The following is a 23121-nucleotide window of genomic DNA, read 5'->3' as shown; positions in this document are numbered from 1 at the left end:
CTCGACATAGTGTGTTCAGAGATGAAAAAGCCACCTGCTGCAGTGCAGGTGGCCTGGCATTTTCGCCGAAGCGAAATCAGTTCGCTGTCGCGGGACGCAGCTTCTTCACTTCCTCGTCCGTGGGCTGGTAGTTCTTGCCGTCGGCATAGCGGTAGTCGACCAGCACGCCGTGCCCCAGCTTCTCGTCATAGGCGGTCTTGCCGATGTAGGCTCCCATCGTGGACTGGTTGTCCTGTGCCCGGTAGGTGATGGGGCCGAAGGGCGTGGCGACTTCCAGGCCCTTGAAGGCCGCAATCAGTTTCTCGGTGTCGGGATCGCCCTTGGTCTTGCGCAGGCCCGCAGCAATCGACTGGATGGCGTTGTAGCCCACGATGGTGCCCAGGCGCGGGTAGTCCTTGAACTTGGCCTGATAGGCCTTGAGGAAGGCTGCGTGCTCGGGGGTGTTGATGGAATACCAGGGGTAGCCGGTCACGGTCCAGCCGATAGGCGCTTCCTTCTTGAGCGGGTCCAGGTATTCGGGCTCTGCCGTCAGCAGGCCCACGACTTCGCGGCCCTTGAACAGGCCGCGTGTATTGCCTTCGCGCACGAACTTGCCGAGGTCGGTGGCGAACAGCACATTGAAGATGGCATCGGGCTTGGCGTCAGCGAGCGCCTGAACGACGGAGCCGGCGTCGATCTTGCCCAGCGCAGGCGCTTGCTCGGCCACAAACTCGATGTCGGGCTGCCTGGCTTTCATCAGCGTCTTGAAGGTGGCAATCGCCGACTGCCCGTATTCGTAGTTGGGGTAGACGATGGCCCAGCGCTTCTTCTTGAGCTTGAGCGCTTCTTCCACCAGCATGGCGGTCTGCATATAGGTGGAGCCGCGCAGACGGTAGGTGTAGTGATTGCCGTCGGCCCAGACGATCTTGTCGGTCAGCGGCTCGGAGGCGAGGAAGAAACGCTTTTTCTGCTTGGCATAGTCGGTCAGCGCCAGGCCCACATGCGAGAGAAAACTGCCCGTGAGCACATCGATTTTCTCGCGCGTGTAGAGCTCTTCGGCGGCACGTACGGCATCGCCCGGCGTGGCATTGTCGTCGCGCACGATAAGCTGCAGCTTCTTGCCGGCAATGCCGCCTGCGGCATTGACCTGCTCCACCGCCAGCTCCATGCCCTTTTTGTAGGGCTCCAGAAACGCGGGCTGCGCCTTGTAGCTGTTGATTTCGCCAATCTTGATCACGCCCTGTGCCCAGGCGGGCAGGGCGGCCAGTGTCAGCAGGGGCAGGGACCAGCGCAGCTGCATTGTCATTCTCCTTGGTGCTAGGTGGGCGACCATGGCCCGAGGCACAGGGTCGCTGCAATCACTAATGCTCAATTTGAGCATTTATATAGACAAATAAAGCGCTTGTTCAAAGCGCGTGGGGAGTGATCCTAGAGCAGCGTTTTCTCTGAGTCAAGAAGGGCGAGGCAGTTTTCCGGCGATCGGGTGGTATCGGAGCGCTTCATTCTGCTTATCACTATTCGATCTCAAGACATTGATGGGTGATTCCCCCGTTTCTGTGCAATTGCCGGACAATATAGGTCTTGTCCCGCTTGGCAACCGGCAGCCAACGCGCTAGCAGCCCTGACCTGCAGTGCCCCGCCACCGCCCAGCATTTGCCGCGCAGGTTTTCTGCTTAGAGTTTTTATTTCAGACGAATCATGAGTGCTTTTCTTGAAGAACGCGTGCTGTCCGTCCACCACTGGACCGACCGTCTTTTCTCCTTCACCACCACCCGCGACACATCGCTGCGCTTTTCCAACGGCCACTTCACCATGATCGGCCTGAAGGTGGATGGCAAGAACCTGCTGCGCGCCTACTCCATCGCCAGCCCCAACTATGAGGAGCATCTGGAGTTTCTGTCCATCAAGGTGCCCGAAGGCCCTCTGACTTCCAAGCTGCAGAACATCCAGGTGGGTGACACCATCATCGTGGGCAAGAAGCCCACGGGCACGCTGCTGATCGACTATCTGCTGCCCGGCAAGAATCTGTATCTGATCGGCACGGGCACGGGCCTGGCTCCCTGGCTGGCCGTGGCGCGCGACCCCGAGACCTATGAGCGTTTCGACAATGTGGTCGTCGTGCATGGCGTGCGTCAGGTGCAGGAATTGGCCTATCAGGAGCTGTTCGAGAAGGAATTGCCCGAGCATGAATTCCTCGGCGATATCGCCAAGGGCAAGCTGCACTACTACCCCACCGTGACACGCGAGCCCTTCCGCAACCAGGGCCGTATCTCGGCCCAGATCAACAACGGCACCTTCCCGCAGAATCTGGGTCTGCCCGATCTGAATCCCGAGACCGACCGCGTCATGCTGTGCGGCAGCCCCGCCATGCTGTCCGAGCTCAAGGAACTGCTGGAAAAGCGCGGCTTCAAGGAAGGCAACACCACTACGCCCGGCGACTTTGTCATCGAACGCGCCTTCGTGGAAAAGTAATTCCGGCTTGTCCCTGACAAAAGGCCTGCATTCGCAGGCCTTTTGCATTTGCGCTGAGGAGAAGATGGCGGAGAGTCCATGTCTGGCATGGCTGTTGTGCTTGACCTAGATGTTCTCCCCTGCGTTCTCGGGCAGGCGCTGCAAATCCATGGGCCTGGCGCTGGATGCCTTGCGCGCGACAAAAGGGACGACCCACTGGACCCGGGACTTGCTGCAGGCCTTGGCCGTGGCGGCGGAGAACAGCAAAATGGCCGAGGTGAAGTAAAACCACATCAGCACCACCACCAGCGAGCCGGCGGCACCATAGGCCGAGACCACGGCGGCGGTGGACAGATACCAGGCCAGGGCCTGCTTGCCTATGGTGAACAGCGCGGCACCCGTCAGCGAGCCCAGCAGCAGGTATCTGGTGGCGGGCTTGATGCCGGCCCCCATGCGCATCAGGCCCCAGAACAGCAGCACCGCAATGCCGAAGGAAAGGCCCTCGTTGATCAGCCCCATCAGCGGACCCAGCGGTACAAGCTGCAGCTCGTCGTTGGCCCATTTGGTGATCATCTGGATGGCGGTTGAAAGCACCATGGACACCAGCAGCAAAAATCCCAGGCCCACGACATAGCTCAGTCCCCACAGCCGCGAGATGGCCATGCTCCACCATGGTTTGTTTTCCTGTGGGCGCGACTCTTCGCCCATGGACCAGAGCTTGTCCAGCGAAGCCTGCAGCTCCACAAACACGCCCGTGGCGCCCGAGAGCATCATCACCAGACCGAGCACGGACGCGAGCGAGCCCTGATTGGCGTTCTGGGCGCTGGCCAGCGCGCTTTTGACGACCTGTGCTGCGCGCTCTCCGACCACGCTCTGTATCTGGCTGATCAAGGTGCTTTCCACATAGCTGCGGTCCAGCCACCAGCCCAGCAGGCCCACGACGGCCAACAGTAGCGGCGCCAGGCTCAGCATGCCGTAGAAAGACATGGCGGCGCTCATGCGTAGACCATCGGCCTGCAGCCAGAGCTGTACGGAATCAATGAGCGGTTGCAGAGGCTGGGTGAGGCGTCGCAGCTTATGCTGCCAGCCGGAGGTATCAAAAGCCATGTGTCGAATTCTGGTTGCGAAAACACGGAGGGCTTGTCAGCCTATGTCGGCTGGCATTGAGGATAAGCAAATATTTTGTAATTGCCGCCAGGGCTCTGGCAAATCTGCCATGGTGGCGAGCCTCAGCAGCTTCAGGTTCTCATCCTTTATCTGATGAGCGATGAATGCTCACTTTTTTGTAGATGAACTCAATTGCGTTGGCTTCCTTCAGGAGAGCGCATCGGGGTTTTCTCTAGTCAACTACGCTTGGCGGTCTTCTGTGTGTCGTAGTTCAATCCGGGTTTGCACCAGTCAAAGTGCAACTCTTTAACTACAAAAAACTATCCTGCTTCACGAAAGCTGGTGAGACGAGACACATTTCATGAAGGCATCCTTCACCACCGCTTCTCCTGCAGATCGCGTGCTTTGCCCTGTCTTGCGCGAACGCATCATGGCGGCGGACCAGGCCGCCGGCCTGATTCAATCCGGCATGACACTGGGCATGAGCGGCTTCACTCCCGCAGGTGCCCCCAAGGCCGTGCCGCAGGCATTGGCACGCCGCATCGAAGCGCAGAACGCCGCTGGCGGCAACTTCCGCATCAGTCTGTGGACGGGAGCTTCGACCTCGCCTGAACTCGATGGCGCACTGGCCAAAGTGCATGGCATCGAACGTCGTCTGCCCTATCAGTCGGACCCCACGGTGCGCAAGGAGATCAACGAGGGCCGCATGCAGTATGTGGACATCCACCTCTCGCATGTAGCGCAGCATGTGTGGTTCGGCTTCCTCGGTCATCTTGACGTGGCGGTGATCGAGGTGGCGGGTGTTTTGCCCGATGGTCGCCTGATTCCGTCGACCTCGGTGGGCAACAACAAGACCTGGCTGGAGCAGGCCGACAAGATCATTCTCGAAGTCAACAGCGCCCAGCCCGCCGAGCTCGAGGGCATGCACGATATCTACTACGGCGCGGCCGTGCCGCCCAGGCGCAAACCCATACCCATGGAGCACCCGTTCGACCGCATTGGCGAGCCGTATCTGCATTGCGATCTGAGCAAGGTGATTGCCGTGGTGCCCACGGTGCAGCGCGACAGGCTGGCAGCATTCACGGCGCCCGATGAGGGCTCCATGCGCATTGCCGAGAACATCATCGACTTTCTGCAGCACGAGGTGAAAGCGGGCCGCCTGCCGCCCGAGTTGCTGCCGCTGCAGTCGGGCGTTGGCAATATCGCCAACGCCGTGCTGGCGGGGCTGAACAACGGCCCGTTCGACCATCTGAACGCCTATACCGAGGTGCTGCAGGACGGCATGCTCGACATGCTGGAGTCGGGCAAGCTCGATACCGCATCGACCACCTCGCTTGCGTTGAGCCCTGCGGCCATGGAGCGCTTTCTGGCCAATATCGACTATTACCGCCAGCGCATCATGCTGCGCCCGCAGGAGATATCGAACCACCCGGAGCTGATCCGCCGCATGGGTTTGATTTCGATGAACGCGCTGATCGAGGCCGATATGTACGGCAACGTCAACAGCACGCATGTCATGGGCTCATCCATCATGAACGGCATTGGCGGCAGCGGCGACTTTGCACGCAACGCCTATCTGTCCATTTTCATGACGCCATCCACGGCCAAGGACGGCAAGATCAGCTGCATCGTGCCCATGGTCTCCCATGTCGATCACACCGAGCATGATGTGCAGGTCATCGTGACCGAGCAAGGCCTCGCCGATCTGCGAGGTCTCGCACCGGTGCAGCGCGCACGTTTGATCATCGAGAAATGCGTACATCCCGACTACAAGGCGGCGATGAGAGAGTACCTGGAGCGCGCGCTGCGCGATGCACCGGGCAAGCACACGCCGCATCTGCTGGATGAAGCCTATGCCTGGCACCAGCGCTATCTGAAGACGGGCTCCATGCGCGCCTGAGGGTACATGCGCAAACCAGAGACGCTGCCATGGCAGCGTTTTTTGGTGATGCTGTCTGCAACCCGGATGGCGGCTTCGCAAAGCGCTCTGGATTTGCAAGCTGTTCCGGCGCGCGGTACGGCTTCAGGTCACCGGAGCCGGATTGAAGAGCACCAGTGCGTTATGCAACTGCCAATGCTCGGCCCAGGTCTTTTTGCGACCGCTGGCGACATCGAGCATCAGCCTGAACATTTCCCAGCCTATGTCTTCGATCGTGGCCTCGCCGTCGGCAATGCGTCCGGCGTTGATATCCATCAGATCGTGCCAGCGTCGCGCCAGGTCGCTGCGCGTGGCCACCTTGATCACTGGCACCTGTGCCAAGCCGTAAGGCGTGCCGCGGCCCGTGGTGAAGACATGCAGGTTCATGCCGGCTGCCAGCTGCAGCGTGCCGCAGATGAAGTCGCTGGCCGGCGTGGCTGCATAGACCAGACCCTGGCTGATGTTGCGATCGGCCAGCCGCTGACCCGGCGACAGCACGCCGGTGATGGGGGCCGTGCCGCTCTTGATGATGGAACCCATGGCCTTTTCGACGATGTTCGACAATCCGCCTTTTTTATTGCCCGGCGTGGTGTTGGCGCTGCGGTCCACGCGGCCCTTGTCGAGATAGGCGTCGTACCAGGCCATTTCCTCGATCATGGCTTCGGCCACTTCGGGGCTTGCGGCGCGCGAGGTGAGCTGGTCGATGCCGTCGCGCACCTCGGTCACCTCGCTGAACATCACGGTGGCGCCCGCACGCACCAGCAGGTCGGTACAGAAGCCCACTGCGGGGTTGGCCGTGACGCCGCTGAAGGCGTCGCTGCCCCCGCATTGCACGCCCACCACCAGGGCGCTGGCGGGCACGGTCTCGCGACGGCGGGCGTCGAGGCGGCGCAGGTGCTGCTCGGCCTGGCGCATGATGGAGTCGATCATGGACATAAAGCCCACATGGGCCTCGTCCTGCAGGCAGACCACATCAAGTGCTGGTTCGCGTTCGTCGACGATGGGAAAGCTGCCCGGCGGCAGCAGGCGCTCGGGTTGCAGCTTTTCGCAGCCCAGGCTGACCACCATGACCTCGCCGCCGAAGTTCGGGTTGCGGCTGATGTTGCGCAGCGTGCGCTGCGGGATCTCGGCTCCCACGGCATCGATGGCCACGCCGCAGCCATAGCTGTGCTCCAGGCCCACCACGTCGTCAACATGGGGGTATCGGGGCAGCAGCTCGGACTTGATGCGGCGCACCGCAAAGTCGAGCACCCCGGCCACGCATTGCACCGTGGTGGTGATGGCCAGGATGTTGCGCGTGCCCACCGTACCGTCAGCATTGCGGTAGCCCTCGAAGGTATAGCCTGCCAACGGCTCCAGCACGGGTGGCTTGACGGTGGCGATGGGCAGGCCCTGCAGCGAGCGTGCCTCGGGCATCTGCAGCAAGCGCTCATGCACCCAGCTGCCGGCGGCGATGGGCTTGAGCGCATAGCCGATGATCACGTTGTAGCGGCGCACCTCACCGCCTTCGGGAATGTCCACCAGCGCCACCTTGTGCGCCTGCGGCACCTTGTCGAGCAGCGTGAGGCCGGACGGCAGCACGGTGCCCGCAGGCAGGCCGCCGTCGTTGGCAACAATGGCCACGTTGTCGGCCGGATGCATGCTGATGGAAAGCGGAAGTGGGGTACTCATGTCAATGTCTCAATTTTCTAGAGGGCCAGCACGGCTACGGCACAGCCTGAGCAAACGGCGCAGCCCAAGGCGAGGGACACCGAGCAAGGGCCGCCCCGCAGCGATGGTGTCGTCCCCCTCCCTTGCGAAGCAAGTTAGAGAGGGGGAAGCCGCGAAGCGGCTCAGGGGGGGGCTTTACTTATTCAGCCTTTATTCCAGCAGACTTGATCACCTTGGCCCACTTGCTCACCTCGGCCTTCTGGTAGTCGGCCAGCTCGACGGTCGTCATGTTCGACGACAGCATGCCGAAGTTCTTGAGGCGGGCCTGGACTTCGGGAGTGGCCACGATCTTCAGGATTTCGGCATGCAGGCGGTCCACGATGGGCTTGGGCGTGCCCGCAGGGGCGAAAACGGCCTGCCAGGAGCCCATGTCGAAACCCTTCTCGCCAGCCTCGGCAATCGTCGGTACATCGGGCAGCGATTCCAGGCGCTTGGAGCTGCTCACGGCGATGGGGCGCAGCTTGCCGGACTGGATGTGCGGGCCGACAACCAGGGCGGTATCGAACATCATGTCCACCTGTCCGCCCATGACATCCTGCACGGCGGGACCGCTGCCCTTGTAGGGCACATGGGTGAACTTCACGCCGGTCTGGTAGGCCAGCAGTTCCAGCGCCATGTGGTTGGAGGTGCCGTTGCCCGGCGAGGCCGAGGTCAGGCCGCCCGACGAGGCCTTGGCCTTGCTGCCAGCCAGCACGTCGGCCAGTGTCTTGTAGGGGCTGGAGGCAGGCACTACCAGCACCAGAGGGCCGGAGCCGAGCATGGCGACGGGCGTGAAGGACTTGACGGGGTCATAGTCCAGCTTGGAGTACAGGCTGACATTGATGGCGTGCGAGCTGATGGTGCCCCCCAGAATGGTGTAGCCGTCGGCCGGGGCACGTGCCGCCAGCGCCGAGCCCACGCTGCCGCCGGCGCCGCCCTTGTTCTCGATGACCACGGGCGTGCCCAGGGCCTTGCTCAGCGGCTGCGCAATCACGCGCGCCAGGGTGTCTGTATTGCCACCGGGGGGGAACGGCACCAGATAGGTGATGGGCTTGCCCGTGGGCCAGTTACCCTGTGCCAGGGCCGGTGCGGCGACAAGGGATGTGCCCAGCAGCAGGGCGCTGGCGGCGAGGGTGGATTGAAGCAGGGTGCGGCGTTGCATGATGGTTGTCTCCGGTTGAAAAGCGTCTTTTCGCGCTGTGGAAAGGGGGCGATCGAACCAGCTCGGCTTGGGCTGGATGTTTGCTCTTTGCGGTCTTTTCTGTGCAGGGGGCTGGAGTTCAGAAGCGCGGTTGCTTGCCGGTGAATTCCGGGTCGTATTTGCGCATCTGGCCCAGGTCGTCGCGGTTGCGGATGCCGCAATGCAGATAGTTGTCGTGCAGGCGAGCCAGGGCCTCGCGGTCCAGGGTCACGCCCAGGCCGGGCGTGGTGGGCACGCGCAGGCTGCCCTGTTCGAACTGCAGGCGGCCGCCTTCGACGACCTCTTCGTCCTGCCACGGATAGTGGGTGTCGCAGGCATAGGTCAGCAGGGGCACGCTGGCGCACAGATGAGTCATTGCCACCAGGCTCACGCCCAGATGGGAGTTGCTGTGCATGGACAGGCCCAGGTCGAAGGTGCGGCACAGCGTGGACAGGCGCTGTGTGGCACGCAGGCCGCCCCAGTAATGGTGGTCGCTGAGCACGATCTTCACGGGGCAGCCCATGTCGGCGTTGCGGCGGAACTCGGCAAAGTCCGTCACCACCATATTCGTGGCCAGGGGCACGTCGCACTCGCGTGCCACGGCGGCCATGCCGTCCAGGCCCGGGGCTGGGTCCTCGTAGTACTCGAGCACGCCGCGCAACTGCTGCACGATCTTCAGGCTGGTTTCCACGGTCCAGTTGCCATTCGGGTCGATGCGCAGCGGTGTGCCGGGGAAGGCCTCGGCCAGCGCCAGGATGCCGGCAGCTTCCTGCTCGGGTGGCAGCGTACCGGCCTTGAGCTTGATGCTCTGGAAGCCGTATTGGTCGATCATGCGTCGGGCCTGGGCCACGAGCTGGGCCGGCGTCAGGGCTTCGCCCCAGGCGTCGGGTGCATAGGGCTGGTCCACATGCTCGGCGTATTTGTAGAACAGATAGGCCGAGTAGGGCACGCGGTCGCGTGCGGGGCCGCCCAGCAGGTCGACGATGGGGGCCTGGGCCATCTGGCCCTGCAGGTCCAGCATGGCGACCTCGAAGGCGCTGACCACCTTGGCCACGGTCTTGGAGACATGGGTGCCTGGGGCCAGCGAGACCTGCTGACCCAGAAATTCCGAGGCCGTGAGCTTGGGCGGAGTGACCAGGGCGGCAACACGGGCCTCCATTTCATTGAGGGCCCAGGGCGAGAGCCCGACCAGGGCCGGTGCGGCCTTGGCCAGAGCATCCAGCATGGGTTGGTCGCCATAGCTCTCGTTGATGCCGACCAGGCCGGAGGCGGTCTCGATCTCGATGATGGAGCGCAGCGCCCAGGGCTCGTGAATGCCGGCGGCGTTGAGCAGCGGCGGATCACGGAAGGCAATCGGCGTGATGCGGATGTGGCGGATCTGGTGAGAGGTGCTCATCTTGAGATGACTGATGCGGCGCAGGAGCTCCGGGCCGAAGTTGAAATAAGGAGGCTTTGTGGTATGTTGTCGTACAACTGAAAGCCATTATCATCAGGCTCATGAGTACTCAGACATCGGAATTACCCCAATCAACCCCGTCTTTGCCGCTGACGGAGGGGTACGCGCTGCGCAGCAAAACCAGCAAGGGCAGCCGCAGTCTGGCGAATCTGTTGTCCGAGGAGTTCGAGCACAAGATCCGCCAGGGCCTGCTGCATGAGGGGGACAAGCTGCCCACCGAGTCCGAACTCGTGCGCAGCTATGACGTCAGCCGCACCGTGGTGCGCGAGGCGTTGTCCAAGTTGCAGGCTGCAGGGCTGGTCGAGACCCGCCATGGCATAGGCACGTTTGTGCTGCCCGCGCGCCAGAGTGCAAGCCCCATGCTCAGCGCGCGCGAGCTCAGCGAGTCCGTCGATGTGCTGGCCGTGCTGGAGCTGCGCATCAGTCTGGAGACCGAGGCAGCCGGTCTGGCTGCCCAGCGCCGCAGCGAAGCCCATCTGCAGGCCATGAGCGAGGCACTGCAGGAGTTCGAGCATCATTTCGCCCTGGGGCACGACACTGTCGAGCATGATCTGGCCTTTCACCTGAGCATCGCGCAGGCCACAGGCAACCGGTATTTTCAGGACATCCTGCAGCATTTCGGAACGCTGCTGATTCCGCGCAATCGCATCGCCTCCATGCATACGCCGGCACGCGATCCCGACTATCTGCGTCGTGTGAACCGCGAGCACGAGGAGATCTATGCCGCCATCGTGCGCCAGGATGCCGATTCGGCCCGCGCCGCCATGCGCATCCATCTGACCAACTCGCGGGAGCGTTTGCGCCTGGCGCAGCGTCTGAGCCTGAGCGCAGAGTCCTGATTCCGAAACCCTGGCCTGGCGGGCGCCTGATGGAAGAGGCTGACCGCAGCAAAGCGCGGCGGACCGCCTGCAGCATGCGGCGGCCGCAGTGTCCCGCTGCGTCGAGCACTTGAAGGTGCTTCCAAATTAATAGCTTCAATCGCTATTCAGGATTGAGTCTGACGCATTTTTCTTGGATGAAAGTGACGAAGACCAAAGCCTGGTAGACGGCTGCGATCCGTGCTTACCCTTAGAAAAAATCTCTTGGTGTTCAAAAAAACCTAGTTGTATGATGACTGACCACAACAAGGAGACATTTCACCATGGTCCGACGCTCGCACTTTCTGCGCTCTCTGCTGGCCCTGGCGGCCGGCGGTTTGCTGTCGTCCACATTGCTGGCTGCCGATGCCTGGCCCAGCAAGCCCATCCGTCTGGTCGTTCCCTATCCGCCCGGCGGTAGCTCCGACATCATTGCGCGCTCCATCGGGCAGCTGATTTCCCAGGAGCTCAAGCAGACCGTGGTGATCGACAACAAGCCCGGCGCCAATGGCAATCTGGGCGCTGAATTCGTTGCCCGTGCACCGGCTGACGGCTATACATGGCTGCTCTGCGATCTCGGTGCACTGGCCATCTCTCCCTCGATCTATACCAAGCTCAGCTTCGATCCTTCCAAGGCGCTGCGCGGCGCGGCCATGCTGGCCTATTCGCCCCATATGCTGGTGGTGCACCCCTCGGTTCAGGCCAGCAATCTCAAGGAGCTAGTGGAGCTGTCCAAAAAGCAGGACCTGAACTTTGCCGTTACCGCATCGGGCAGTGCCCCCCATCTGGCCGGCGTGGAGCTGGCCCGCATCACCGGCGCCAAATGGGTGTATGTGCCCTACAAGGGCGGCGTGCAGTCGGTGCAGGACACGGTGGCAGGCCAGACCCAGGTGCTGATGAACGGCATGCTGGCCACCTATCCGCATGTGCAAAGCGGAAAGCTCAAGCTGCTGGGCATTTCCAAGAACACCCGCATGCCCCTGATTGCCGATGTGCCGACGCTGGCGGAGCAGGGCGCACAGGGTTTTGCCTCGGGCACCTGGCAGGGCGTGGTGCTGCCCGCCAAGACGCCTGAAGCCGTGGTGCAGCGTGTGAACCAGGTGCTGCTCGGTGCCATCCGCTCCACCGAGGTCCGCTCCCGGCTGACCGGCCAGGGTGCCGAGGTCGTCACGATGACGCCCGCCGAAACCGACAAATTCTTCAACGCCGAGCGCGCGCGCTGGCGCGCCGTGGTGCAAGCCGCCCACCTGCAGCTGGATTGAGCTGCCAGATCTTTTTTGCACTCCTCTTTTCAAGGATTACCATGACACCCCAAGACCTCAAAGACGTGATGAGTTCCGGCCTGCTGTCCTTCCCCGTGACGGACTTCGATGCCCAGGGCAACTTCAATGCCAAGGGCTATGCCGCACGCCTTGAATGGCTGGCCCCATACGGTGCCAGTGCCCTGTTCGCTGCAGGCGGCACAGGCGAATACTTCTCGTTGTATGGCGAGGAATACGGTCAGATCATCAAGACCGCCGTGGATACCTGCCGCGGCAAGGTGCCCATCATTGCCGGCGCCGGCGGCCCCACCCGCACTGCCATTGCCCATGCCCAGGAAGCCGAGCGCCTGGGCGCCCACGGCATCCTGCTGCTGCCCCACTACCTGACCGAAGCCGGTCAGGAAGGCCTGATCGCCCATGTGGAGCAGGTCTGCAAGAGCGTGACGTTCGGCGTCATCGTCTACAACCGCGACCGCACACGCTTCACGCCCGAATCTCTGGCCATTCTGGCCGAGCGCTGCCCCAATCTGGTGGGCTTCAAGGACGGCATGGGCAATATCGAGACCATGTCCTCCATCTTCATGAAGATGGGCGACCGCTTCGCCTACCTGGGTGGCCTGCCCACGGCCGAAGTCTATGCAGCCGCCTACAAGGCTCTGGGCACGCCCGTGTATTCCTCTGCCGTCTTCAACTTCATCCCCAAGACGGCCATGGCGTTCTACGAAGCCGTGCGCACTGACGACATGGCCACGCAGCACAAGCTGCTCAAGGAATTCTTCATGCCCTACCTGAAGATCCGCAACCGTGTCGAAGGCTACGGCGTGAGCATCATCAAGGCCGGCGCCAAGCTGGTCGGCCACGATGCCGGTCCCGTGCGCGCTCCCCTGACCGACCTCAAGCCTTCCGAGATGGAGGAACTCAAGGTCCTGATCGACAAGCTCGGCCCCCAGTAAGACCCGATGCAGGGGCCAGGCCAAGAACCGGGCCCCGCGTCTTCAGGAGACAAAGCATGAAAAAGATACTGATCACGTTGGGTGCCACCCTGGCCCTGGCTGCCCAGGCGGCCGGCAACTTTCCCGACCGGCCCGTCAACATCATCGTGCCGTTCCCGGCCGGCGGCTCCACCGACACCGTGGCGCGTGCGGTGGCCCTGAGCATGGCCGAGCAACTGGGCAAGCCATTTGTCGTGGAAAACCGTCCTGGTGCCACGGGCACCATCGGTGCGGGAGCCGTCAAGCGTGCAGCGGCCGATGGCTACACCTTGCTGGTGGCCTCGCTGGGCCCTTTTGTGGTGACCCCTCATATGGTCAAGAACGTGCCCTATGACGCCAGCAAGGATTTCGACTACATCACCATCCCCGTGCAGGCGCCCAATGTGCTCGTTGCCAGCCCGACGCAAAAGGCCCGCAGCGTGAGCGAGGTGATTGCCGCGCTCAAGGCCAATCCCGGCAAGATCAGTTTTGCAAGCTCCGGCAATGGCTCTTCGGACCATCTGTCGGCCGAACTGTTCTGGCAGCAAACGGGCACCGAAGCCGTGCATGTGCCCTACAAGGGCGGAGCACCGGCCATCACCGATCTGCTGGGCGGACAGGTGGATTTTTCCTTCCAGAACGTCAATGCCGTGCTGCCCCATCTGCGTAGCGGCAAGCTGCGTGCCATTGCCGTGACCGGCAGCCAGCGTTCGCCCGTGCTGCCCGACGTTCCCACACTGGCCGAGTCAGGCGTCAAGGGTGCAGAGGTCTACTCCTGGCAAGGCATGGCCGCTCCCAAGGGTTTGCCGGCGGATGTCAAGGCCAGACTGGCCAAGGCCGCCATTGTCGCCGTGCAGCAACCCGACATCCGCAAGCGCTTTGTGGAGCAGGGGCTGGAAATCGTGGGCAACACACCCGAGGAATTCACGCGCTTTCAGGCCCAGGAGAACGAGCGCTGGAAGCAGCTGATCCAGACCCGCAAGATCACCGCCGACTGAAGGCGGTCCGCCGCCGACGGGCGCTCTGCGCCCGGCGGTTTTTCCTGCCGCGAACCGCGGCCCATGCACCCACAAAACCGATAACGGAGACAAGGCATGCGACACCCTTCCCGCCGATTGCTGCTCACACTGGTCTTGGCCGGACTGTCCTGCGCCGCCAGCGCACAACAGTCCGGCAAGCCCCTGACCCTGGTCGTTCCTTTCGCGCCCGGTGGCGGCAGCGACACCAGTGCCCGCCTGCTCAGCCAGGCCCTGGCCAGCCGCCTGGGACAGACCGTGGTCATCGAGAACAAGCCCGGCGCTGCGGGGGTGATCGGTGCCGACCAGGTGGCCCGAGCGCCGGCCGACGGCAATACCATCCTGCTGGGCAATATCGGCACCCAGTCCATCAACCCCATCCTCTACAAGAAGCTGCCCTACGACGCCAAGACGGCTTTCGCCCCCGTCAGCCTGGTCGCCGAGCTGCCCCAGGTGCTGCTGGTGCATCCCGGCGTGCAGGCCAAGGACGTGGCCGGCCTGATTGCCCTGCTCAAGGCCCAGCCCGGCAAGCTCAGCTACAGCACCTCGGGCCCGGGCGGCTCCATGCACCTGGCCGGGGAGATGTTCAAGAGCGCCACCCAGACCGATATCCAGCATGTGGCCTACCGAGGTGGCGGGCCGGCCATCGTGGACCTGCTGTCCGGCCATGTGCAGATCACGTTTGCCACCGTGCTCGAAAGCCTGGGTCACATCAAGGCAGGCAAGCTGCGCGCCCTGGCCGTGACTGGTGACAAGCGTGTGCCGGCACTGCCCGATGTGCCCACGGTGGCCGAGACCGTGCCAGGTTTCAAGTCCATCTCCTGGGTGGGCGTGCTGGCTCCGGCCAAGACGCCGCAGGCCACCATCGACCGTCTGGCAGCGGCCATCCGCGATACCGTGGCCCAGCCCGACATCGCCCAGCGGCTCAACGAACAGGGCGCTGTCGCCAGGACCACCACACCCCGGCAGTTCGCCGCGCTGATCGAGTCCGACTACACGACCTACGCCCAGCTCATCGCCGAAAAGGGGATCAAGGCCGAATAAGCTTTAAACCCCTGGCGGCCCGTACAAGCGGGCCGCTTTCTCCCCTGGAGGCTGCGGCCTCCACCATTGACCAAAGCAAGGAATTCCCGGCATGGCGACCACCCGACCACGCGTTCTTCAATACGGCAAGATGCCGCTGACCCAGCTTGATGCCGAACTGGCGCAGGCCTACGAGGTGAGCATCCTCTCCGAGCAGCCCGATCCCGAGCGCTTTCTTGCCGAGCATGGCGGCCAGTTCGAATATGCGGTCACCTCGGCCGCCATGGGCCTGCCTGCGGGCGTGGTCGACGCTCTGCCCAATCTCAAGTTCGTGAGCAGCTTCGGCGTGGGCTTCGACGCACTCGACAAGGACGCTCTGCTGCGCCGTGGCGCACGTGTGGGCTACACGCCCGGCGTGCTCGACGACTGCGTGGCCGACCTGGCCTTTGCCCTGCTGCTGGATGCCACACGCGGCCTGAGCGAGTCCGACCGCTTCGTGCGCCGCGGCGACTGGAGCCAGAGCCGCTTCGGTATCCGCACCCGCGCCAGCGGCAAGCGCCTGGGCATCCTCGGCATGGGCCGCATCGGTTCCACCGTGGCGCGCCGTGCCTCTGGCTTCGACATGGAAGTGGCCTATCACAACCGCCGCCCCGTCGAAGGCTCGCCCCACCAGTACCTGCCCTCGCTGCTGGAGCTGGCGCGCTGGGCCGACATCCTGGTCATCACCGCCGCAGGCGGCGAAGGCACGCGCCACCTGGTGAATGCCGAAGTGCTGGCCGCCCTGGGCCCGCAGGGCTTCCTGGTCAACGTGGCGCGCGGCAGCGTGGTCGACGAAGCCGCCCTGGCCGATGCCCTGGAGAACAAGCGCATCGCCGGCGCCGGCCTGGACGTGTTCGAGGACGAGCCCCGCCCCCTGCCTGCCCTGCTGGCCCTGGACAACGTGGTGCTGGCCCCCCACATCGCCAGCGGCACCCACGAAACCCGCCGCGCCATGGCCGACCTGGTGCTGCACAACCTGCAGCAGTTCATCGCCACGGGCCGCCCTGCGGCCGAGGTGCCCTGGTCCGCCGCGCAGTGATTTCCTTTTCCCTCCGAGTCTGTTGAAGAGCCTTCCCATGTCCACTACCCCGACCATCACCGCCATTGAAGTCATCCCCGTCGCCGGCCGCGACGGCATGCTTATGAACCTCAGCGGCGCGCATGCGCCCTACTTCACCCGCAACGTCGTGCTGGTGCACGACAGCGCGGGCCGTACGGGAGTGGGCGAGGTACCGGGCGGCGAAGGCATCCGCCAGGCGCTGGAGGACAGCCAGCAGGTGCTGATCGGCCGCTCCATCGGCCAGCACCTGCAGCTGCTGCAAGAGGTGCAGAAATCCCTGGAAGGCCGAGACACCGGTGGCCGCGGCCTGCAGACGTTCGATCTGCGCATCGGCGTGCATGCGGTCACGGCCATCGAATCCGCCCTGCTGGACCTGCTGGGCCAGCACCTGGGTGTGCCCGTGGCCGCGTTGCTGGGCGAAGGCCAGCAACGCGAGCGCGTGGAAATGCTGGGCTACCTGTTCTTCGTGGGCCCCAGCGACAAGACCGGCCTGGACTACGTCAAGCCCGGCGAAGACAAGCTGGGCACCGACGACTGGACCCAGGTGCGCCACATGACGGCCATGACGCCCGAGACCATCGTGCGCCAGGCAGAAGCCGCCTACGCCCGCTACGGCTTCAACGACTTCAAGCTCAAGGGCGGCGTGCTGGCCGGCGAGCAGGAAGTCGAAGCCGTGACGGCCCTGGCGAAACGCTTCCCAGATGCCCGCGTCACCCTGGACCCCAACGGCGGCTGGCTGCTCAAGGACGCCATCCGCCTGATGCGCGACATGCGCGGCGTGCTGGCCTATGCCGAAGACCCCTGCGGCGCCGAAGGCGGCTTCTCGGGCCGTGAAGTCATGGCTGAATTCCGCCGCGCCACCGGCCTGCCCACGGCCACCAACATGGTCGCCACCGACTGGCGCCAGATGGTGCACGCCCTGTCGCTGCAGTCCGTGGACATCCCTCTGGCCGACCCCCATTTCTGGACCATGGCCGGCTCGGTGCGCGTGGGCCAGACCTGCCGCGACTGGGGCCTGACCTGGGGTTCGCACTCCAACAACCACTTCGACATCTCGCTGGCCATGTTCACCCACGTGGCCGCCGCCGTGCCCGGCAAGGTCACGGCCATCGACACGCACTGGATCTGGCAGGACGGCCAGTACCTCACGCAGAACCCGCTGCAGATCAAGGGCGGTTTTGTGGAAGTGCCCAAGACCCCCGGCCTGGGCGTGACCGTGGACCGCGAAGCCCTCAAGCGCGCCAACGCCCTGTACCTGGAACACGGCCTGGGCGCGCGCGACGACGCCATCGCCATGCAGCACCTGATCCCCGGCTGGAAGTTCGACAACAAACGGCCTTGCATGGTGAGGTGATGCCTCCCCCTGAGGCGCTGCGCGCCTTCCCCCCAGGGGGACGCGCCATCGCTGCGGGGCGGCCCTTGCTCGGCGTCTCTGGCCTGGGCTGCGCCCTGATTTGCACGACGCTTGCTTCGCGTTCCTCTTTTTCTTACGGAGAACTCCATGTCCCGCTACGACAACCTCATCAACGGCCAATGGACGGCCGCCACCACCTACAGCCCCAATACCAACCCCAGCGACCTGTCTGATGTGATCGGCGAGTACGCCCAGGGCGGTGCCGAGGATGTGCAGGCCGCCGTGGCAGCCGCCACCGCCGCGTTCCCGGCCTGGTCCACCTCGGGCATCCAGGCGCGTTCCGACGCCCTGGACAAGATCGGCACGGAAATCCTGACGCGCAAGGCCGAGCTGGGCGAGCTGCTGGCGCGCGAAGAAGGCAAGACCCTGCCCGAAGCCATTGGCGAAGTCGGCCGCGCCGGCCAGATCTTCAAGTTCTTTGCTGGTGAATGCCTGCGCCTCACTGGCGACACCGTGCCTTCGGTGCGCCCCGGCATCGGTGTGGAAATCACGCGCGAGCCGATTGGTGTGGTCGGGCTGATCACGCCCTGGAACTTCCCCATCGCCATCCCGGCCTGGAAGATCGCTCCGGCCCTCGCCTTTGGCAACTGCGTGGTGCTGAAACCCGCCGACCTGGTGCCCGGCAGCGCCTGGGCCCTGGCCGACATCATCCATCGCAGCGGCATCCCCGCCGGCGTCTTCAACCTGGTCATGGGCCCGGGCCGCGTGATCGGCGAAGCCCTGGTGAATCACGCCGATGTGGCGGCCATCAGCTTCACGGGTTCGACCGGCGTGGGCCGCGGCATTGCCGAAGCCTGCGTCAAAAGCGGCAAGAAGGTGCAGCTGGAAATGGGCGGCAAGAACCCCCAGATCGTGCTGGACGATGCCGACCTGAACCAGGCCGTGGAACTGTCGGCGCAAAGCGGCTTCTACTCCACCGGCCAGCGCTGCACGGCCTCCAGCCGCCTTATCGTCACCGACAAGATCTACCCCGCCTTCATCGAGGCCCTGCAGGCGCGCATGGCCCAAATCAAGGTCGGTGACGCACGCGCCGCCGGCACCGACATGGGCCCCGTGGTCAGCCAGGCCCAGCTGGAGCAGGACCTGAGCTACGTGGAGATCGCCAAGGCCGAAGGCGCGCGCCTGGCGGCCGGTGGCGCCCGCGTCGCCTGCCACACGGGCAGCGGCAAGGACGGCTTCTACATGGCGCCCACGTTGTTTGTGGACACCGAAGCCGGCATGCGCATCAACCGCGAAGAAGTCTTCGGCCCCGTGGCCAGCGTGATCCGCGTCAAGGACTACGACGAAGCACTGGCCGTATCCAACGACACGCCGTTCGGCCTGTCGGCCGGCATTGCGACCACCAGCCTCAAGTACGCCACGCACTTCAAGCGCCACAGCCAGGCTGGCATGGTCATGGTCAATCTGCCCACAGCGGGTGTGGACTACCACGTGCCGTTTGGCGGTCGCAAGGGCAGCAGCTACGGCCCGCGCGAGCAGGGGCGCTATGCCCAGGAGTTCTACACCACGGTGAAGACGGCCTATACGCTGGCGTGATGCTTGGGACCGCTCGAGCCCGCGGCAGGGCTTGAGCAGTCCACGTTTCAGAAGAAGAGCGAGCCCGCCCCGGTCGCGTCGACCCTGCAGCGAAAGCTGCTACGCTGCGGCCCAGTTTCTCGCTCTTCTCTTCCATGGATTCGCTCACCCCTTTGCGCGCCTTCAGGCGCATTGTCGAACTGGGCAGCATCGCCAGGGCAGCCGATGCACTCGATCTTTCCTCGGCGGCCCTCAGCAAGCAGTTGCGCGCGCTGGAGGCGCAGCTGGGTGCGGTGCTGATCCAGCGCACCACGCGCCGCATGAGCCTGACCGATACCGGCCGGGCCTACTACGCCGAATGCTGTCGGCTGCTCGATGGCTTTGACATGCTGGAGCAGTCAGTGCGGGCGCAGTCCCAGCAGGTGACGGGGCGGCTGCGCGTGAACGCGCCGCTGTCGTTTGCGCTGAGCACGCTGGCGCCGCTGCTGGCGCGCTTCATGCAGCGCCACCCGCTGTTGCAGATCGACCTATCCATGGAAGACCGGCTGGTGGACGCTGTGGGCCAGGGCTTTGATGTCTCCATACGCCTGAGCGCCGAACTGGCTGATTCATCACTGATTGCGCGGCGTCTGGCCTCGCTGTCGCAAATGTTGTGCGCGTCGCCGGCCTACCTGCAGCAACACGGCCGTCCGGCCAGCGTGGCAGCGCTGCGCGACCATGCGCTGCTGAATTACAGCCTGGCTCAGGCCGATGACGGCCTGCAGGCACCGGGTGACGCACGCGCCAGCGTCAACAACAGCCTGATGTTGCGGCAGCTGCTGGTGGCCGGCCTCGGCATTGGTGCACTGCCGTCCTTTCTGGCCCGGCCCGCCATCGCTCAGGGCCAGCTGGAGGCATTGAGCCTGCAAGACTGGGCAGAGCCGCCACGCCATGTCTATGTGGTCTACCCGACGCAACGCCACCTGCTGCCCAAGGTGCGCGCCTTTGTGGACTTTCTGGCAGAAGAGCTGCCTGCGGCCATGGGCGGCGATTCTTGACGCCGGATTAAGAGTCTCTCAAGCGCAGGCCTCTTACTCCTGCGAGGCCTGCGCCCTACGCTTGCTGTCCATCAGCCATGAAGGACACAAGCATGACGCAATGCCATGATTTTTCCTGCGCTCTGCCCGCGCAGGTCGCAGCCCATCCAGCCCCTGACCCGGTCCTGTCCGCGGCAGCGCAGGCTGCTCCCGTCATCGATTTCTTCCACGACGTGGTTTGCGGCTGGTGCTATGTGATGTCGCCGCGCCTGCGCCAGGTGGCCCGCGAGCTGGGCTTGCGCGTACGTCAGCGCAGCTTTGTGCTGCAAGCTTCCCGCGCCGAAATGGTGGCCAGGTTTGGCTCCATGGAGCAGGCCAAGCAAACCATTCTCGGGCACTGGGAGGCCTGCGCGCAGCATGACGACACCCAGCGCATCGACATCGAAGGCATGCGCCGCGAAAGCTTCGAGTACCCCAGCGGCCTGGCCGGCGCACTGGCCTGCCAGGCCGCCCAGATGCTCGAGGGCGACGAGGCTCACTGGAATCTGTTCGATGCCATACAGCACGCCCATATGAGCGCCCATCGCAACATAGGCGACGCCGAGGTGCTGCTGGACATCGCCACGCACACCGGCTTCGAGCGCAATGCTTTTGCACGCTGCATGGAAAGTGCCGAGGCCTTGAACATGGTTCACCAGGACCTCGCACTGGCCCGGCACCTGGGCCTGCGCAGCATTCCCACCTTGATCGCCCAGGGGCTGCCACCGCTGCAGACCCAGCCCCTGGACCTGCTGCGCGAGCGGCTGCGCGCCCTGGTGGGCTAAGCCATTTCCTCTCACTTTCTCACTCGCGCCGCAAGGTGCACCGCTTCCTAGGAAACACTCATGAACTTTGCTTTCCGCGCCCGTGTCCGGCGCTTGCCCTCCCTGTTGCTCGCGATGGCAGCAGCGTTTTCCGGCCTGGCTCATGCCCACGGCGGCCACACGCTCCCGGCCGGTGCCGGCCAGGATGTGGGCACCAGCCCCTGGGGTCCGGGCGACGAGATCGGCCGCCTGAATCTGATCACGCCTGCCTCGCGCGCCGCCATCCTGCAGCGCATTACAGGCGGCCAGGTCTATGACCTCGCCACCGAGTACTACGTGGGCATGCCGAGCTGGCAGGACGCCGGCGATCCGCACTACCAGTTCTGGATGACGCACACGCCACGCGGCACCGTGGTGGACGACCCCATGAACGTGGGCAAGAGCATGAATGCCACGCGCAGCTACACGGGCACGGCGTTCTCCATGTACAGCCATACGGGCACGCACATCGACGCACTCAACCACTTCGGCATACGCGGCAGGATCTGGAACGGCTTCAGTGCCGACGAGCATCTGGGCGACCGCGGCTGGCAGCGCACAGGCATAGAGAAATTCCCGCCACTGGTGGCGCGCGGCGTGCTGATTGACGTGGCTGCGGCCAAGGGCGTCGACATGCTGCCCGACCAGTACAGGATCACGCGCCAGGACCTCAAGGAGGCGCTGGCCCGCCAGAACGTGACGCTGCAAAAGGGCGATATCGTGCTGATTCGCACGGGCCGCATGAAGCTCTACGAGCAGCCCCAGGCTTATATGGCCAAGCCGCCAGGGCTGGGCCCGGATGCGGCCCGCTTTCTGGCCGAGGATGCGGGTGCCATGATCGTCGGCGCCGACAATCTGAGCCTGGAGACCTTCCCCTCCGAGGTGGACGACGACTATGTGCCGCTGCACAGCTATCTGCTGGCCCAGCAAGGCATACCCATCATGGAGCTGGTGGCCCTGGACGCACTCTCGCGCGACAAGGTCTATGAGTTCGCCTTCATCGGAGGGCCGCTCAAGATCCGCGGCGGCGACGCCGCGCCGCTGCGCCCGATCGCCATTCCGGTGCGCTGAGAGCGGCGCTTGCCGGAGCCAGTCCCCGTGCGCCGCTCAGAAAAACAATGTGCGCACCCAGGGGGCGGCCAGCACGTTGACGGCACCGGCAATCATCATCACCAGCGATGCCATCACGGCCTGCACTTCGCCGGCCTGGCGCGCGCGGGCCACGCCGCTGCCATGGGCGGCTCCGCCCCAGCTGGCACCCGTGGCCAGCTTGCTGCGGATGCGGGGCAGCACACGCAGCACGGTCTCGCCCAGCAGCATGGCGCTGACACCGGTCAGCAGCACGAACAGGGCCGCCAGATCGGTGGGACCGCCCAGCACTTTCTCGGCCTCGATCGCAAACGGTGTCGTGATGCTGCGCACGGCCAGGCCTTTTTGCAGCGCCTCGGACAGGCCGAACATATCGGCAAACGCGATGGTGGTGGAGATGGACACCAGGCTGGCCACGACCACGCCGGTGGCAATCGACATCCAGTGCTTGCGCAGCAGCTTGCGGTTCTCGTACAGCGGCAGCGCAAAGGCCACGGTGGTGGGACCCAGAAGCCAGACCAGCCAGTGCGTCTGGGCAATGTACTGGGGGTAGCTGACATGGGTCAGCAGCGACAGGCCGATCAGCACCATGGGCGTGGCAACGATGGGCATCAGCAGCGGGTGGGGATGCTTGCGGTACAGGCGTTTGTTGACCCAGTAACAGGCCACGGTGGTCAGCAGCGAGAGCAGACCGATGACTTCGTTCGACAGCATGGCTTACTCCTTGCCGGCTTCGCGGCCGGACCTGCGCCTTGCCAGCCACAGCTCGAAGCGGTAGACGCGATCGACCGCCAGTGCGGTCACTCCCATCACACAGGCCGTGCTGGCCACGATGACGGCCAGGATGCGCAGGCCTTGATGGCGGATCAGATCGGGGTATTCAGTGACCACCAGCATGGCGGGCACAAAGAACAGCAGCATCTCGGCCAGCAGCCAGTTGGTGCCGCTTTGCAGCCAGCGCGCCTTGACCAGGCCCGAGAACAGCCCCACCGCAAGCAGGCCGAAACCGATCAGGCCGGCCGGCATGCTCCAGCCGAAATGCTGGCGCAGCACATCCATGGCAATCCAGATGGCGCTGAGCAGGCACACTTGCAGCACGGCCTTGAGCAGTTGCAAGAGAGTCTGGGCAAAAGAATGGCTGCCGCCCTGGGCGCGAGGGGTGGCAGCTTCCGGAATCTGTGACATGGATTTGATTCTAGGGTTTTCACCTATATTCATAAAATGACTTATTCTCATT

General features: G+C 64.1%; 20 protein-coding genes. 13 read left to right on the top strand and 7 right to left on the bottom strand.

The window, feature by feature from the left end:
- Positions 1 to 76: 76 nt before the first annotated feature.
- Positions 77 to 1279, bottom strand: coding sequence for an ABC transporter substrate-binding protein (locus tag DJFAAGMI_RS16860; protein WP_211458011.1), 1203 nt, complete (start codon positions 1277 to 1279; stop codon positions 77 to 79).
- A 398-nt stretch (positions 1280 to 1677) separates the two neighbouring features.
- Between DJFAAGMI_RS16860 and DJFAAGMI_RS16855 the strand changes: the two genes are divergently transcribed.
- Positions 1678 to 2451 (top strand): ferredoxin--NADP reductase, encoded by a 774-nt coding sequence (locus DJFAAGMI_RS16855; RefSeq protein WP_211458010.1) that lies wholly within the window; start codon positions 1678 to 1680, stop codon positions 2449 to 2451.
- 105 nt (positions 2452 to 2556) lie between these two features.
- Here the strand turns inward: DJFAAGMI_RS16855 and DJFAAGMI_RS16850 are convergent, their stop codons facing one another.
- The gene (locus DJFAAGMI_RS16850; RefSeq protein WP_211458009.1) at positions 2557 to 3537 is read right to left on the bottom strand and encodes a YihY/virulence factor BrkB family protein; all 981 of its coding nucleotides are present in this window, start codon (positions 3535 to 3537) and stop codon (positions 2557 to 2559) included.
- 361 nt (positions 3538 to 3898) lie between these two features.
- Here DJFAAGMI_RS16850 and DJFAAGMI_RS16845 point away from each other — a divergent pair, with 361 nt between their 5' ends.
- Entirely contained in the window at positions 3899 to 5437 is a 1539-nt protein-coding gene (locus tag DJFAAGMI_RS16845; RefSeq protein WP_211458008.1) for an acetyl-CoA hydrolase/transferase family protein, read from the top strand.
- A gap of 123 nt (positions 5438 to 5560) precedes the next feature.
- Here the strand turns inward: DJFAAGMI_RS16845 and garD are convergent, their stop codons facing one another.
- The 3 genes from garD to DJFAAGMI_RS16830 all read right to left on the bottom strand — a co-directional run bounded on the left by garD (position 5561) and on the right by DJFAAGMI_RS16830 (position 9720).
- Positions 5561 to 7126: a galactarate dehydratase gene (gene garD, locus DJFAAGMI_RS16840; protein ID WP_211458007.1), complete on the bottom strand. Its 1566-nt coding sequence runs from the start codon at positions 7124 to 7126 to the stop codon at positions 5561 to 5563.
- A gap of 178 nt (positions 7127 to 7304) precedes the next feature.
- Positions 7305 to 8306, bottom strand: coding sequence for a Bug family tripartite tricarboxylate transporter substrate binding protein (locus tag DJFAAGMI_RS16835; RefSeq protein ID WP_211458006.1), 1002 nt, complete (start codon positions 8304 to 8306; stop codon positions 7305 to 7307).
- Between the two features lie 118 nt (positions 8307 to 8424).
- A complete protein-coding gene (locus tag DJFAAGMI_RS16830) occupies positions 8425 to 9720 on the bottom strand; it encodes a glucarate dehydratase family protein (protein WP_211458005.1) in 1296 nt (431 codons plus the stop codon).
- A gap of 143 nt (positions 9721 to 9863) precedes the next feature.
- Here DJFAAGMI_RS16830 and DJFAAGMI_RS16825 point away from each other — a divergent pair, with 143 nt between their 5' ends.
- The 11 genes from DJFAAGMI_RS16825 (at position 9864) to DJFAAGMI_RS16775 (ending at position 21866) form a co-directional block, all read left to right on the top strand.
- Positions 9864 to 10619: a FadR/GntR family transcriptional regulator gene (locus tag DJFAAGMI_RS16825; RefSeq protein ID WP_211458381.1), complete on the top strand. Its 756-nt coding sequence runs from the start codon at positions 9864 to 9866 to the stop codon at positions 10617 to 10619.
- Positions 10620 to 10921: 302 nt separating this feature from the next.
- A complete protein-coding gene (locus DJFAAGMI_RS16820) occupies positions 10922 to 11899 on the top strand; it encodes a Bug family tripartite tricarboxylate transporter substrate binding protein (protein ID WP_211458004.1) in 978 nt (325 codons plus the stop codon).
- A 41-nt stretch (positions 11900 to 11940) separates the two neighbouring features.
- Positions 11941 to 12852: a 5-dehydro-4-deoxyglucarate dehydratase gene (gene kdgD / locus DJFAAGMI_RS16815; protein ID WP_211458003.1), complete on the top strand. Its 912-nt coding sequence runs from the start codon at positions 11941 to 11943 to the stop codon at positions 12850 to 12852.
- Between the two features lie 56 nt (positions 12853 to 12908).
- The gene (locus tag DJFAAGMI_RS16810; RefSeq protein ID WP_043007133.1) at positions 12909 to 13868 is read left to right on the top strand and encodes a Bug family tripartite tricarboxylate transporter substrate binding protein; all 960 of its coding nucleotides are present in this window, start codon (positions 12909 to 12911) and stop codon (positions 13866 to 13868) included.
- A gap of 96 nt (positions 13869 to 13964) precedes the next feature.
- The gene (locus DJFAAGMI_RS16805) at positions 13965 to 14930 is read left to right on the top strand and encodes a Bug family tripartite tricarboxylate transporter substrate binding protein (protein WP_043007135.1); all 966 of its coding nucleotides are present in this window, start codon (positions 13965 to 13967) and stop codon (positions 14928 to 14930) included.
- A 91-nt stretch (positions 14931 to 15021) separates the two neighbouring features.
- The gene (locus tag DJFAAGMI_RS16800) at positions 15022 to 15987 is read left to right on the top strand and encodes a 2-hydroxyacid dehydrogenase (RefSeq protein WP_211458002.1); all 966 of its coding nucleotides are present in this window, start codon (positions 15022 to 15024) and stop codon (positions 15985 to 15987) included.
- A gap of 37 nt (positions 15988 to 16024) precedes the next feature.
- Positions 16025 to 17362 (top strand): enolase C-terminal domain-like protein, encoded by a 1338-nt coding sequence (locus DJFAAGMI_RS16795; protein WP_211458001.1) that lies wholly within the window; start codon positions 16025 to 16027, stop codon positions 17360 to 17362.
- Positions 17363 to 17509: 147 nt separating this feature from the next.
- Positions 17510 to 18958: an aldehyde dehydrogenase family protein gene (locus DJFAAGMI_RS16790; protein WP_211458000.1), complete on the top strand. Its 1449-nt coding sequence runs from the start codon at positions 17510 to 17512 to the stop codon at positions 18956 to 18958.
- Positions 18959 to 19092: 134 nt separating this feature from the next.
- On the top strand, positions 19093 to 19974 hold the full coding sequence (locus DJFAAGMI_RS16785) for a LysR family transcriptional regulator (protein WP_211457999.1): 882 nt from the start codon (positions 19093 to 19095) through the stop codon (positions 19972 to 19974).
- Between the two features lie 92 nt (positions 19975 to 20066).
- Positions 20067 to 20777, top strand: a complete 711-nt coding sequence (locus tag DJFAAGMI_RS16780) for a DsbA family oxidoreductase (RefSeq protein ID WP_211457998.1) — start codon at positions 20067 to 20069, stop codon at positions 20775 to 20777.
- Between the two features lie 60 nt (positions 20778 to 20837).
- The gene (locus DJFAAGMI_RS16775; protein WP_211457997.1) at positions 20838 to 21866 is read left to right on the top strand and encodes a cyclase family protein; all 1029 of its coding nucleotides are present in this window, start codon (positions 20838 to 20840) and stop codon (positions 21864 to 21866) included.
- A 36-nt stretch (positions 21867 to 21902) separates the two neighbouring features.
- Here the strand turns inward: DJFAAGMI_RS16775 and DJFAAGMI_RS16770 are convergent, their stop codons facing one another.
- Together DJFAAGMI_RS16770 and DJFAAGMI_RS16765 are read right to left on the bottom strand one after the other, a co-directional pair.
- Positions 21903 to 22598: an LrgB family protein gene (locus DJFAAGMI_RS16770; protein WP_059441595.1), complete on the bottom strand. Its 696-nt coding sequence runs from the start codon at positions 22596 to 22598 to the stop codon at positions 21903 to 21905.
- Between the two features lie 3 nt (positions 22599 to 22601).
- Positions 22602 to 23069: a CidA/LrgA family protein gene (locus tag DJFAAGMI_RS16765; protein WP_211457996.1), complete on the bottom strand. Its 468-nt coding sequence runs from the start codon at positions 23067 to 23069 to the stop codon at positions 22602 to 22604.
- Positions 23070 to 23121: the final 52 nt, after the last annotated feature.

The sequence above is a fragment of the Comamonas brasiliensis genome (genome assembly GCF_018292285.1).
Classification (GTDB): Bacteria; Pseudomonadota; Gammaproteobacteria; order Burkholderiales; family Burkholderiaceae_C; genus Comamonas; species Comamonas brasiliensis.
This window is presented reverse-complemented; position numbering and strand designations above follow the sequence as displayed.